Source organism: Maridesulfovibrio bastinii DSM 16055, assembly GCF_000429985.1.
Classification (GTDB): Bacteria; Desulfobacterota; Desulfovibrionia; order Desulfovibrionales; family Desulfovibrionaceae; genus Maridesulfovibrio; species Maridesulfovibrio bastinii.
On record NZ_AUCX01000027.1, the window covers coordinates 19,222 to 33,218 of the forward strand.

Genomic DNA, 13,997 nt, shown 5'->3' on the forward strand with positions numbered 1-13,997 from the left:
TTGGCTTAAAACGGACTCTTAATCCGTTGGTTCAAGGTTCGATTCCTTGGTGGCCTACCACAGCAAATACAGGGTGTTAGACGAATAGTCTAGCACCCTTTTGTTTTTCCAAATCCTTTCAATCTCTCATCAATCCCTTATTAGTCCCTTACAACTGATATTAAATACATAAATTTTGCTGAGAAACAATTGATTGAGCATATTACTCAACCAATTGTTTACCCATTTTAGTTTAGCAGCAGGCTGTTAATTGGAGCCATTGAGTGGGTTGCAGGAACAGCTATAACTCTGAGGCAGATATTGGTGTTGGTGTAAACTTTACTGATATCAGTCCAGTTAGTACCATCTGTGCTGTAAAAACTTTGACCTGCAGAAGCTGTCATTTGAGTAGCATAACCCTGAATAGGGTACTCTAGGGCGTAATAATTGGGTTTTGTCTCAGAAACTGTTTTTAGAACAATTGAGAATTTTTCTCCTTTCTTAACTGGAACAGTTTTAGATAGGTCTACGGTATATACTCCAGATGCAGTAAAACTAAAAATATTAGATTTATATGCTAAAGAGCCGGACATAGGTTTATTATCTGTAACATTTTTGTAGATATAAATTGTATATTTATTTTCAGGTTCAACGTCAAAAATGAGAGCCTTTTTAAGGAAATGATCTTTTTCTGCCGTAAAAATATTTGAAATAAATAACGGAGTAGTATGATCTGAATACGTGTATGCTGTTTTACCTAAGTAATCATAAAGGTATTGAAATTCATTGTCTTTAGATTGTTCTGCAATGAAAACATTACCTCCTCTGTCACGTATAGCCGCATCTTCATAGGAGATGTAAAAATATCCGTTATCTCCCCACCATGTTCCCCATGAGTTGCGAACTATCCATGCCCCATTGTTTTGTGGTGTAGTGTTAAAATTGTATTTTGAATATGAATCATCCCAGCCGATAATTGTAACTGCATGATTCGTATCAGTACTTGTTTCGTCGAAAAAAGCATTTGTATAGCTGTTAAAGAATGAACTTTCATAGTCTATAGCAACATCAACAGCTCCATAATTTTTAATTAGATATTTGATGTTTGCAACAACTGAGTCTCCACCTGGTGCATAAATCATAGATTTAATGCTAGAAACATTTTTTGCTTCAGCTGAAGGGGGAGTGCCCATATTGCTATAAGGTTCTACACTTTCACTTACAGCTCCAGTTCCACGGCTTATCATTGCAAAAGCTTTGTTATAATTTCCCCCGAGATCATAAATCGAATCCCATTGATAGCCTATGTCGAAAGCAACACGTTTTTGGTCGATAGCAGTATATGTAAAATAGGCAAGATGCTTTTCTGAAAAATCAGCAGGGTTAATTCCATGTTTAAGTGCTGACGATTCCATACTGCTAATGACAGCGAAAGCCCAGCATGTCCCATAAGGATTTTGATCTCTAATGGGGGAAACGTATCCTTTTTCCCTCAGGTCAAAATAATGTTCAGTCGGTTGAACTTCTTTTGATTTTTGCTTTGGAACTATAGAGGTGTTTTTTAAATGGCTATTATTTATCGGAGATGGTTCTGCTCTTAATGGAGGGATTTTTGAAGATGCTTTGTCCTGTTTGATTATCTGCTGTTGACGCCATTTAACAAAGGCAGGATTAAGTGGAACAAGATCAATAGCGTAAGATGATATTGGAAAAAGTGTAATTAGTGCAATCAGCAAAGAGATAAACCGCATATTTTACTCCTGGAAGCTATAAATATAGAAGCGTGAAAAAGTTTTTCTCAGCCTTTTTCAATTTATAGTAATTCTATTTAGTTTTTGCCTAAATCAAGCAAAGAGCTGTAATTAAAATAATATAAATATAGTTATTTATTAAAATTAATATATAATAATATATATTAATGATTTTAACAATAGTCTCTTAGCCCGTTGAGTAAAAAAGCGATTGTTCAATTAAAACACTTTAGATTGGTGCTACTTTTTGTTCCTTTTAGTTTAGCAGCAAACTGTTAATTGGAGCCATTGAGTGGGTTGCAGGAACAGCAATAACCCTCAGGCAGATGTTGGTGTTGTCATACATATTAGTTATATCTCCCCAAGTGGTCCCAGTTGTTCTGTAAAAGCTTTGGCCTTTAGCAGCTGTTGCTTTTGAAGTGTAATTGTTAATAGGGGATTCTAATGCACAATAGTTTGGCTTTGTTTCAGACTCGGTTTTAAGGACAATTGAGAATTTTTCACCCTTTTCTACTGGAATATTTTTAGCAAGGTCGAGGGTATAAACTCCGGGTGCTTCAAAATTTAAAGTATCCGACTGATAAGTCAGAGTGCCGGACGATGGATTATTGTCTGTGACATCCTTATAGATATAGATAGTGTAACTATTTTCAGGCGTAAGGGCGAAAAGGACAGCTTTTTTTAGATTCTGATTTTTTACCGCTGTAAAGATGTTTGCGGTGAACAGCGGTGAATTGTTCCCTGTGGCCATTTCTATTGTTTGCCCCAGATAATCATACATGTATATGAATTCTTTGCTGTCAGCCTTTCGTGCAATAAAAGCCACACCGCCGTCTTCACATATGGCAGCTTCCTCATAAGAAACGTAAAAATATCCATTACCTCCCCACCACGTTCCCCATGAGTTGCGAACTATCCATGCCCCATTGTTTTCAGGCGTAGTATTAAAGTTGTATTTTGAATATGAATCATCCCAGCCAACAATTGTAACCGCATGATTTGTATTGGTGTTTACTTTATTATAGAAGGAGTAATTTTCTTCATTAAAGTAGGAATCGTCGTAATATATTGAAACGTCAACAGCTCCATAATTTTTCAAAAGGTATTTGATGTTTGCAACAACAGAGTCTCCGCCGGGGGCCTGTATTACTGCATCCAGAGCTGAAACATTTTTCGCGTCAGCAGAAGGTGGAGTATCCATGTTTGTATATGGCTCATCAGCTTCACTTACAGCTCCGGTCCCACGACTTATCATAGCAAATGCCTGATCTTCATTTCCACCTAGATCGTATATGGACGTTTCTTGGGATGCTTTGTCATATCCAATGCGGTTCTGATCAATATCAGTGTAAGTAAAATATGCGAGATGTTTCTCTGAAAAATCAGCAGGATTCATTCCGTGACGCAATGCTGAAGATTCCATGCTTCCCATAGCCGCAAAAGCCCAGCAGTCCCCATAGGGGTTCTGGTCTCTTATGGGGGAGACATATCCACTATCCCTCAAATCAAAATATGTTTCTGATGGTTCAATTGCTTTTGTTGTTTTAGCAGGAACTATGGATATGTTCTTTAAGTATTCACGATTAATCGGTGAGGGACGTGCCGTGAGAGGAGGGATGCTTGAATATTTTTTATTTACAGCAGTGGTAGAAGAATTTTTTTGTTGTGCATCCTGTTGTTGCTGCCATTTTACAAAGTCTGGATTAAGTGGAAGAAGTTCAGCTGCGTAAGCTGACATAGGGAAAAGCATTATCAAAGCAATAAACAATGAAATAAACCGCATTTTAACTCCTATTAAATACAGCAACTAAATTTAATTTTAACTTTTTATTAAAATTAAAAAAATAATTATAAGTAACAATACTGTAACTTATCCTGCAGATATAATTTAGGTATAATAATATAAATAATTTTAGCTGGCAATAAGATTCAACTGCTGCTGGTTTGAAAAAAGTATCAGATTATACCGATAGGACGGCTTATCGCTGTACTGTTTTCTGATTGGGCGTATCTTTTATAGCCCTCATGGCTGTTCTTATCTCTACTGAAGTTATTATCTCTGCCGTGCGCAGGAGCTGGCAGGTGATTTTCTTTGATCTTATTTGCCATGGAATTAAGATTCAGCTGCACTGAAATATTGCTAAAGTTGTTATGGGGATTAGCTGTTGGTGCAGACTCAAGCATTGAAGTGCTTGTTGTCTTGTTCGTAAGTGCAGCTTCGTATGGAGAAGATAAGTTGCTTATTACGGTCTTGCCGTGAACATTATTGTTTCCATGTTCTGTTGCATATACATTTCCATAAGAGTCGTTTCTGTAAATAAGATTGGAGCCGTGGTTATTATTTTCAGCTGTTAATAAATTTTGCTGCTGTCGGGATTCATCAGATGTATTTTCAGTCTGCTTTGCCAGTTGACGGGCTTCAGCGCTTATTTCAATTTTATCGCTGTCATTATTTGGGTCTGCAACGTAATCATCTGTTTTTTTGAGTGAAGCAGGCAGCGCAGATAATCCGAAAGAATCGGATACTGTTCTGGTTGTCATGGATATTGATTCAGTCATTTTATTGCCTGCAGGTTACAGATTAAAGTATACCTTATTAACCTTATCGGATGCTTTCGTAAGATCTTTAGGTTTGTATGCAACTTTTTTTTAAAGAGACCATTATTAGTTCTGCTATTGCGCGAAGAGAGTTAATCATGTTATATCTTATAAAAATATAAGTATAAAATTTTAGAAAGTCTTAATTATATCTGGAGTGGCAATGAAGCAGGGATTATTCATGAAAGAAGTTCTAGCCCTAAGAAAACTGGTTGTTCCTGAAGTAGTTTTCGGAGTTGATGCAGCGCTGCTTGCCGGGCAGTATGCTGAAAATCTGGGAGTTAAGAAATCTCTGGTTGTTACTGACAGTGGAGTGGAAAAATGCGGCTGGGTTTCTCTGGTTAAGGAGAGTCTGGAAAATTCAGGCGTTGAAAGTGTTATTTTCAACAGAGTTTCCTCGAATCCAAGAGATTATGAAGTTATGGAAGGGGAAGAATTTTACCGTGAGAGCGGGTGCGATTCCATTGTTGCCATAGGTGGTGGAAGCTCTATGGATTGTGCTAAAGGCATCGGCATAGTTTCTACAAATGGAGCACATATAAGAGATTTTGAAGGTGTGGATATGGTCCGCAGGCCGGGGCCGCCTTTAATCTGCATTCCTACCACGGCCGGAAGTTCTGCCGATGTTTCACAGTTTGCCATAATTTCTGATACAGTAAGAAAAGTAAAAATCAGTATAGTCAGTAAGGCTACAGTGCCCGATGTTGCACTAGTTGACCCTAAGCTTACCTTGACTATGGATGCAAATCTGACGGCATCCACTGGTATGGATGCGCTTACACATGCTTTTGAAGCGTATGTTTCCAATGCCAATTCAGCTGTTACCGATTTATTCGCTCTTGATGCCATTTCAATGATAAATTCGAGTCTTCCTGAAGTGATACGTGATCCTGAAAATCTAGAAAAACGTGGACGAGTTATGCTTGGAAGCATGGAAGCCGGATTTGCTTTTTCCAACGCAATTCTTGGAGCAGTGCATGCCCTTGCCCATAGTCTGGGCGGATTTCTTGATCTGCCGCATGGGGAATGCAACGCAATTCTTCTGCCTTACGTTGTAAGAAAGAATTTTGATTATGCCGCGGACCGTTACAGGGTTATTGCTGAAAATATGGGGCTTGATACCTCTGGACATGCAGACGGTTATGTCTGTGATCTTTTAGTGGATCATATAGAAAAATTAAAGCACGAAGTAGGGTTGGTAAGAACTTTGAAGGACTTCGGCATGACAGCTGATAAAATGGATTTTGTTACAGAGAATGCTTTAAACGATGCCTGTATGGTCACAAATCCGGTTAATCTGACTATTGAAGATGTGGTGAAAATATATGAAGCGGCGCTCTAATGATGACTCTCGTGAGGCTGTTCGTAGCAAGCTTATCGGGCTTGGCGAACTTTCGATGCGTAAGAGTTATTTTCCTGAGTTAAAAAATAGAATTAATGAATTGGAGAAATTCAGGGCTCTTATAGAGCAGGCCCGTGACATTTTATTTATTATAGATGCCGCTTCAGGCAGTTTTGTTGATGTGAATAATGCGGCAATCCGCAAAGTCGGTTATGACAGGGAAAAGCTTTCTTCTCTGACGGTCCACGATATTCTACCTAAAAAAAATTGCGTCTTACTTGATCTTATTTCCGGCAATAAAAAAATTTCTGATGAATTTGAGGATAATGGTTTTTTTCAAACTGAACTCATGCTTAAAAATGGAGTTAGTATTCCTGTTGAGATGACCGTAAGGGAGCATTCTTTCGGCGAAAGTAATTATTTTGTGGTCGTTGCCCGAGACATTGCCAAACGCTTAAAAGCTGAAAAAGATTTGAAGAGGACCCGTAATTATCTGGGTAATGTTATCGATTCTATTCAGTCCGTACTGGTGGGCATAGATTGCGAAATGCGGATAAATCTTTGGAATTCTTATGCGGAACATCAAACAGGAATTCGTTTTGAGGATGCCGAAGGTTGTTTTCTTGTAGAAATACTTCCCGAATTAAAACAGTTCGAAGATCTGATCACCCGTACTGTTAAAGAAAATTACAGTGGTGAAAAAGAAATTTTTAAATATTCCCGAAACGGTGAAGTATTCTCTTATGAAATGGTTGTTTATCCCTTCACAGGAGAAGAGGGGAGCGGGGCTGTTATCAGGATTGACGACATCACCTCCAGAATCCAGATGGAAGAAGTGATGATGCAGACTGAAAAAATGATGACAGTCGGTGGACTCGCCGCAGGTATGGCTCATGAAATAAATAATCCTCTAAGTGGAATTTTGCAGAGCAGTCAGAATATTTTGAGAAGATTCTCAGTGGATATGAAGGCCAATCATATCATTGCGGAAGAGTGCGGGACTGACATTGAGAAAATTTTTGAATACTGCAACCGTCGTGGAATAATTACCAAAATTTCTTCAATACGCGATATGGGAAAAAGGGCGGCAAAAATTGTTTCTAACATGCTGCAATTCAGCCGTGGATCAACAGAAACAGAACTTGTTGAAAATATAACAGAAATAGTTGAAACAGCCCTGGAACTTTCATTTAGTGATTATGATCTTCTCAATAAATACGGTGTCAGTGGTCTTGAGATAATTAGAAATTTTAGTGATGAGATTCCGGCGATATATTGCAATCCGTCTGAAATGGAGCAGGTTGTAATAAATCTTATAAAAAATTCAGCTCAGGCCATGAAGAACGGGGTAACCGGAGAACGGCCTCTGATAAATATTTCAATTTCAGCTGAGGATTCATTCGTAAAATTCGCAATAAGCGATAATGGGCCGGGGATGGATGAAGATGTCCGTAAAAAGGCTATAGAACCTTTTTATACAACTAAAAAGGCCGGTGAAGGCACCGGCCTTGGGTTATTTGTATCATATTTTATAGTTACTCAAAAAATGAATGGAACTTTTTCCATATATTCCGTTCCTGATGAAGGGACCAGAATTGAAATTCTACTCCCTGCTGCTTAGTTTAATTCTGCTATAAATTCTTGGATATCATTTCCGCGCGTTTATCCATTTTATCTGCAAGCCTTGATAAAAGATCAGCTCCTGAAAGGATTGACTTGAGGGCTTCATTATTGTGGCGTGTGCGTCTATAAACCCATTTTGCCGCATAGAATGAATCCGCAGAGTCACATTTTCCCCCGCATAGGGAGTTAATCTTTTCAATAATGCCTGATTTTATTTTTTCTCTTACCACAATAGCTGATTTGAGCAATTTTCCTGCGTGAGTAGCTTTATTGCGTGTTGTCACATTTGAGTCGCTTTCAGCTTCTGATAAAGCTGTCTGAAAAACAGCATTGGATGTTTCAACCCTCTTTTGAGCTTTAACATATCCGTCCATGGCTTTAACAAGATCAGAGTTTGAGGCAATTGTGTTCAGGATAACTGCGGTCTGGCGTAGAGGTTTTGCGCTCACTCTGAAAAGATTGACTCGTTCGGCTTTGGTTAATGAACGGGTTTCTCTTGTTGCTCCATCTGAAAATTTTTTTTCAGCAGTAATACTTTTTTCTTCAAGCAGATCAATGAATCGGTCTGAATGGGCATCATAAATTTTTTGTATATTTCCGGGAGTGAGTAATTTCTTCCAGATTTCTCTTCGTGCTGCCAGCAATGACGGAGCTTCAGATATCAGGCCCCTGAGATTCAGTCCAAAATAATTACAGATAGATTTAAATGATACGGTTGAAATATCGTTTGACGGAGTTTTAGGTAAAGCTCCTGCCGGATAGTAGTGATCAACAGTATACTCTGCAAGGTTATCCAGAAAGATATCAGACACAAAAGCAATGATCGGTGAGACCTTGGGGGCAACCTCTTCAGCTTTTTCCTCAGTCTTTTGTTCTGTTTTTTCAGGCTGCGGTTCTTCTTTTATATTCTTTTCTTCCGGTTTCTCGGTTGCATTCTTAAATTTGAAAGTTGGCAGACCGTCTCCAACTTTTATTTTGCCGCTGGAACCGTCATTGTTCACCCATCCTGGAGCTTCAGGTTTTTCCTGAGCGCGATCATTTGATCCGGGTTTGAGAACAAAAAACAGAACTCCTGCTGTTACTACAAATACTATTGCAAATACGATCAATGGAAGCTTGAGATTTTTCACCGATTATGGCTCCTGTTATGTTTCTATTGGTATTCAGGATATTAATTACAGAATTTTGTTTCAGAATTATAAAGACTAACACTACCGGATTGTCTGATGCATTATAAGCCAGATATTCCTTGATTAAGCTGTCTTTTGTCAGCCTTCATAACTTAGGAGAATTCCGGATAAGGCTAATTCTAAAGTCTTTAGAGATACAGAACAGGTATTGCGTGGAACAGGCTAAATTTCAAGTTAAAATTTAAAAACATGGCGCACTTTATAAAAAAGGCCCGGACACCTGAGTCAGTGCCGGGCCAAAAGTTCAGAATAGAATCTGATTTATTTCTTTTCAGCAGCAGCTTCAGGAGCTTTTGTAGAATTAGTCTCTTCAGGAATCAACTTGATATTCATTTTATCCATTGCGGATACGATATCAGAGCTGATGTCCACTTTAGAATCGTAGCTGACAGCTGATTCTACAGAAAGAACTGCATCTATACCGTTTTCATCACGGTAGGTATCGACAGCTTTGCTGAATGCATCATTAATGAGACCTATTATGCGGTTCTGTTCGGCACTCATTTTTGTTCTGTATTCAGTTATAGCTTTCTGGAATTTTGCAGTGTTTTCTTCGGTTTTGTTCTGGGCCATTTCAGCCTGCATTTCTTTGAATTCAGACTGAAATTTTTCACCGAATGATTTCAGGTAGGCTACACCGGCTTTTCCTGCCTGGCATTCCTGGAATACCTTGTTAGCACTTACGAATGCTATTTTCTGTCCGGACTGCGATGTCTGCTGGCATGCTGCAAGCATAGCTATCATAGCTACAACGGCTGCCGTCCTGATGATCATCTTAATCATTAATAAACTCCATTTTTAAGAATTTTTAGTTTAACCAAATTCGGTAAGTGAAATCTTTAAACCAATTAAAGCTATATTGGCAAGAAACTGATTGGCATTTTTAACACAGTGGACTTTTTTTTGTTATAGTTTAAACTTGATGGTGATATGAACAGGAAATGGAGTAAAGCTGACATAACGAGGATACAAAATCCGGCAGCTCTTTTTTATAACTTCAGGCAACTTCATTACATTTAACGACCAAACTTTGAGGATACAACATGAGAACTAAAATAGTTGCGACTTTGGGACCGGCTTCAGATAATATTGAAACCATCCGAAAAATGGTCGGTAACGGAGCCCGGGTTTTACGGTTGAATTTTTCACACTCAGATGCCGAAACCTTCAGACCTCTGGTTAAAATTATACGGCAGGTTGAAGAAGAGACCGGGATCCCGCTGACTATTATGGGAGATTTGTGCGGTCCTAAAATCAGGGTGGGAGTAATCGAAGGAGCTCCTCTCACTATCGAGCAAGGGGCGAAGGTCGCTCTGGGACTTCCTGAAGAAGCCTCAGAGATAACTGACAACCCGTTTATTACTCTTGAAAAGCCTGAGCTTTTGCAGGGATTGGAAAAGGGAATGCTCGTTTCACTTTCTGACGGCATGCTGCAGTTTGAAGTTGCAGAAGTCTTGAAAGAAAACAGACTTTTTCTTTTAGAGTCTCATAATTCAGGTCTTCTGGCTTCCAGAAAGGGAATAACCTTTCCCGGAAAACACATGGCTCTGGCCGCGTTTACTGAAAAGGACCGTAATGACCTGATCGGTGGGCTTGAAATTGGAATTGACAGTTTTGCGATGTCTTTTGTGCAGACCAGAAAAGATGTTGAAGACGTAAAGAATGAAATGCAGCAGCGTGGGGCATGGCTTCCGGTAATTGCCAAGATAGAAAGACAGAACGCTGTTGATAATATTGAGGATATTCTTCAGGTCGCTGACGGAATCATGGTTGCCAGAGGAGACCTAGGCCTTGAGTGCAAACTTTCTGCAGTGCCGGTTATTCAGAAAAAAATAATCAGAGCATGCCGGCATTTTCAGAAGCCGGTTATTGTGGCCACTCAGATGCTTTTATCCATGGTTAAAAATCCGATACCCACAAGGGCTGAGGCAAATGATGTGGCAAATGCCATAATGGATGGAGCTGATTGCTGCATGCTCTCTGAGGAAACAGCAATCGGGGAATATCCGGCTGAAGCTGTCGGGTTCATAAATGAAATAGCAAATGAGACCGAACCTTATTTTCTGGAAAGAATAGATGGACCTTTTGTTCCTGCAAAGGAATCAAATCCTATCAAATACCTCAGTTATTCCGCATGCCTTCTGGCTGATAACATCGACAGCCCTGCAATCCTCTGCCATTCCCGCAGTGGTTCTTCGGCCAGGATTATATGCAGTCGCAGACCTTCTCAGCTGATCTATGTGCTTACACCGGATGCTTCAGTACCGGCTTATATCAACTTCTTCTGGGGTATGATTCCGGTTCTTACGGATTCCCAGATACCGGTGCACCGCAAACGTCTTGAAAAGTTTCTTGAGGAAAGTAAGATTTTCCCGAGAGGAAAGGGATACGTTCTGGTTTCAGGCCAGCCGACCCCCGGGCAGACAGAGTCTAAAACAAATGAAGTAAAACTTTATTATAAATAATTTTATTTAAAAATAAAAATTAAAAGTCCTCTGGCATCAGATGTATAGGGGGACAGAGAAGATGAGAATTAATGAATACGGAGATCATATAGGATAAATGTAGGATAAATGTAGGTAGAATATAGGCTTACAAGAGTTCGGACATAAAACAAAGGGTAAATGGTCAAGTTGAGAAAATAGACCATTTACCCTTTGTTTTAGACACTCAAGATGAGAAATTATTTGGATGAATATTCTGCCATCTCTATGAAAGGCAAACTTATTTTTTCAACTGGAATATTCAACTCGCTAGCCAAATGGGCTTTCAAAGAATCTTCATCAGTCAACCCATCTTTTTGATAATTATCTCTCTCATTATACCAATGATCTAAGATGCTAATTTGTTGAACTGTTGGATTGTTTTTTGATGATTTAACTTTACATGTCCAATTCTGGTCTCCGGAATATCCTCCGCCATCTGGGGCATATTCACATATAGCAAGGGAATACCCCTTTCCTATTGCTCCTTTTGAAGCTTCCATAACGACATTTACTACATCTGCGTTATACTTTTTACAAAGGTCTTTTGCCGCTTTAATTACGGTCTGAGCCTTTTCTTCGAAAGTTGGATTCGTATCATTTATTGAAATAAATGAGCTAATCCTCTTTCTTCCTGGGAAGCTAACGTCTTCAACTTTTAAAATATTATACGGCAATGCTGTTGTCATTTGTGTTTCTGTTTTGGTTTGTGATGTATTATCCAATTGTTTTTCTTTATGTTTTGGTGCTGTTGCTACTCCCAATATGAAAAATACAATCGTTGCAGTTCCTAAAATTTTAAGCGTTTGTTTCTTTGACTTCATTTTAACAAAACTTGGTTTAAATAAGCCGATGATCATTAAGATGAGAACTATAAAAAATAGTATACTGAACATATTGCCTCCACTTATTTTAAATATTTAAATGCAACATTACAACAAATATTGATTAATCTATTGTTTTGTTTATAATTAATGGGGCATGAAAATCAATACTCCTGCCCCATCTATTCTTTTTTTATATTTTATCCAACCCTGAGTCTTTCTTCGTCTTTATCTCCATCCGGTGCTGCCCTGGCCTTAATCCGTTCAAGTTCTACTCTCAGGTCGCCGTTCTCCCGCATCAGCTTGCGGTTCTCTTTCACTAGTTCTCGGTTGTCGTTTACAAGTTCTCGGTTATCACGCACCAGCTCTCGATTATCGGCTTCCAGCTTTTCACATCGAGCGCAGGGGCCGTCCTGTTCTGGCTGAGGTGGTTCAACAGCTTCATCCAAGCGCATCGGGCCTTTGCCCCTTATAAGCCAATCGAGAGAAACCCCTGTAGTATTACACACGTTTGAAACAAAAGAAATATCAGGAGTTCTTGCATTCCTCTCATAATTTCCGAGTGTGTTTTCATGTGAACCCACGAGTTCGGCAAAATCTTTTCGACTTACTTTACCCCGCAGTTCCTTGAGCCTAGAGCCAAATGTCATGATGTTAAAGTTCCTCTCCAAAAGTTTAACATAAACTTTAACACCCAAAAGAAAGTCTAACCCATTTGAATCTATAAACAAACACAAATGAAATGACTTTTTAACTTTAACACACAATTGGGTTGACAATTAAACATATGCGTGTGTAAAAGTTAACTCATGGGCGGCAAATAAATCAGCAATTCGTAACCTACTGATTAGCACCCGCCTGACACAACGGTCAACGAAACAGTTTGGACAGTAAACGGGAGTTAAAAAGACGGTGAAAAAAGTGCAGCAGCTTACACTTTTTTATGACGAAGAAGCGGAGATCGAGCAGCAGAAAATGGCCGTTGCACTGGCTAGTCTGCTTCCGATGATTCGTTCCACCATGAACAGAGTTGCTGAGAGTCATCCGCTTTTATCCCGAGATCTCATTGCCGACCGCATGTCTGATATTTCCCGATCTTCTGGCGTTAAGTTGAGCCGCGGGAACGCCAAGAGCGTCAAGACGGCCTCACTGGCTAAGTGGCTTGCACCGGAAGATCGGGAACACCCACCAGGAATTTTGGCTTTAGCCGCATTTATAATGGCTACCGGAGATATCCGGCCACTCATGCCGTTATTAAATGCTCTTGGACTGGAAGTGATGACCGAAGAAGATAAGAAATTTAGAGATTACGGCAAAGCCGTGATTGAAACTAAAAAAGCACAGAAGAAAAAACACCAGTTGGAGGCGGATTTATGATGAGTGCGGGAGCAGTCAACCCTCATGCCGGAGTCAAAACAGGCAGAAAGCGTCGTCCATTCCTCATCAAAGAATGGATGGATGCAAAAGGTTATGAGCAGAAAGATATAGCGGCAGCTGCAGGTATAAAAGCTCAGTCTATTGTTAGCAGAACTATACGTGGAGGAGCTAATAATCGCAAAGTCCTCACTGCCCTCAGAAACATGGGGTGCCCGGAAAAGTATCTCGCTTTACCAGATGATATGCACTTTGCAACTTCAGACAGTTAAAAGAGTATCGATGTTATGTCTAAATATTACTCCACCGCAGAAATAGCACAATGCATTGAATTAACAGTAATGACTGTTACTCGTCGTGCTAAACGTGAAGGTTGGCCGTCTCGTGCCCGTTCTGGCAAAGGCGGCGGCAAGGAGTATGCTTTTGATGGTCTACCGGAGTCAGTTCAGACCGCGATTTTGAAAGCTGAGGCTGAAAAAGCTCCAGCCATTCAAATTGAAGACAATAAGGGACCACGCCTAGAGAATTTATCAGATAAAAAACGCGCCACAGCTCTGGCCAGAGCCGATCTTGTTGCCCTCTACACTGATCATATTGACCGCGCGACAAGAGGCAGTAAGACGGACGCCAGAGCCAAATTTATTTCTGCGTATCAGGCTGGCGCATGGTCCCGCATTTTAGAAATACTCGGTCCCAATGTTTCCTGGAAAACAATTGAGCGTTGGAAGCTGCAACTATGTAAAAACAAAACAGTTGTAGCAATCGCTGATAAACGTGGCATCCATAATTCAAGTCATAGCGTTATGACGGATGAACACGAAAATATCTTACTG

At 39.7% G+C, this 13,997-nt stretch carries 13 protein-coding genes; 6 read left to right on the top strand and 7 right to left on the bottom strand.

Annotated features, from left to right (window positions below):
* Positions 1-227: 227 nt before the first annotated feature.
* From G496_RS0113190 to G496_RS0113200, 3 genes are all read right to left on the bottom strand, one after another.
* A complete protein-coding gene (locus G496_RS0113190; RefSeq protein WP_027179689.1) occupies positions 228-1,730 on the bottom strand; it encodes a C1 family peptidase in 1,503 nt (500 codons plus the stop codon).
* Positions 1,731-1,986: 256 nt separating this feature from the next.
* Positions 1,987-3,513 carry a C1 family peptidase gene (locus G496_RS0113195; RefSeq protein WP_027179690.1) on the bottom strand — a complete coding sequence of 509 codons (1,527 nt, stop codon included), beginning with the start codon at positions 3,511-3,513 and terminating at the stop codon, positions 1,987-1,989.
* A 173-nt stretch (positions 3,514-3,686) separates the two neighbouring features.
* Positions 3,687-4,289: a hypothetical protein gene (locus G496_RS0113200; protein WP_027179691.1), complete on the bottom strand. Its 603-nt coding sequence runs from the start codon at positions 4,287-4,289 to the stop codon at positions 3,687-3,689.
* 202 nt (positions 4,290-4,491) lie between these two features.
* On the opposite strand from G496_RS0113200, the gene ercA reads away from it, so the two are divergent.
* Together ercA and G496_RS0113210 are read left to right on the top strand one after the other, a co-directional pair.
* Positions 4,492-5,670: an alcohol dehydrogenase-like regulatory protein ErcA gene (gene ercA / locus G496_RS0113205; RefSeq protein ID WP_245577928.1), complete on the top strand. Its 1,179-nt coding sequence runs from the start codon at positions 4,492-4,494 to the stop codon at positions 5,668-5,670.
* Positions 5,654-7,291 carry a PAS domain-containing sensor histidine kinase gene (locus G496_RS0113210; RefSeq protein ID WP_027179693.1) on the top strand — a complete coding sequence of 546 codons (1,638 nt, stop codon included), beginning with the start codon at positions 5,654-5,656 and terminating at the stop codon, positions 7,289-7,291. Before ercA ends, G496_RS0113210 begins: the two co-directional genes overlap by 17 nt.
* Before the next feature lie 10 nt (positions 7,292-7,301).
* Here the strand turns inward: G496_RS0113210 and G496_RS0113215 are convergent, their stop codons facing one another.
* Positions 7,302-8,423, bottom strand: coding sequence for a hypothetical protein (locus tag G496_RS0113215; RefSeq protein ID WP_027179694.1), 1,122 nt, complete (start codon positions 8,421-8,423; stop codon positions 7,302-7,304).
* A 321-nt stretch (positions 8,424-8,744) separates the two neighbouring features.
* Positions 8,745-9,266: an OmpH/Skp family outer membrane protein gene (locus G496_RS19770; protein ID WP_051295047.1), complete on the bottom strand. Its 522-nt coding sequence runs from the start codon at positions 9,264-9,266 to the stop codon at positions 8,745-8,747.
* Between the two features lie 260 nt (positions 9,267-9,526).
* Here G496_RS19770 and pyk point away from each other — a divergent pair, with 260 nt between their 5' ends.
* The gene (pyk, locus tag G496_RS0113225; protein WP_027179695.1) at positions 9,527-10,948 is read left to right on the top strand and encodes a pyruvate kinase; all 1,422 of its coding nucleotides are present in this window, start codon (positions 9,527-9,529) and stop codon (positions 10,946-10,948) included.
* 218 nt (positions 10,949-11,166) lie between these two features.
* Here pyk and G496_RS0113230 read toward each other — a convergent pair whose 3' ends face one another.
* Both G496_RS0113230 and G496_RS19775 read right to left on the bottom strand, forming a co-directional pair.
* A complete protein-coding gene (locus tag G496_RS0113230; protein WP_027179696.1) occupies positions 11,167-11,862 on the bottom strand; it encodes a DUF4875 domain-containing protein in 696 nt (231 codons plus the stop codon).
* A 128-nt stretch (positions 11,863-11,990) separates the two neighbouring features.
* Complete coding sequence (locus G496_RS19775) at positions 11,991-12,488, bottom strand: helix-turn-helix domain-containing protein (RefSeq protein WP_156900657.1); 498 nt, start codon at positions 12,486-12,488, stop codon at positions 11,991-11,993.
* Between the two features lie 214 nt (positions 12,489-12,702).
* Here G496_RS19775 and G496_RS0113240 point away from each other — a divergent pair, with 214 nt between their 5' ends.
* The 3 genes from G496_RS0113240 to G496_RS0113250 form a co-directional block, all read left to right on the top strand.
* The gene (locus G496_RS0113240) at positions 12,703-13,167 is read left to right on the top strand and encodes a hypothetical protein (protein ID WP_245577929.1); all 465 of its coding nucleotides are present in this window, start codon (positions 12,703-12,705) and stop codon (positions 13,165-13,167) included.
* Positions 13,164-13,436, top strand: coding sequence for a helix-turn-helix domain-containing protein (locus tag G496_RS0113245; RefSeq protein ID WP_245577930.1), 273 nt, complete (start codon positions 13,164-13,166; stop codon positions 13,434-13,436). Before G496_RS0113240 ends, G496_RS0113245 begins: the two co-directional genes overlap by 4 nt.
* A gap of 15 nt (positions 13,437-13,451) precedes the next feature.
* The coding region (locus tag G496_RS0113250; RefSeq protein WP_027179699.1) for a DNA-binding protein at positions 13,452-13,997 on the top strand (546 nt) is incomplete at its 3' end.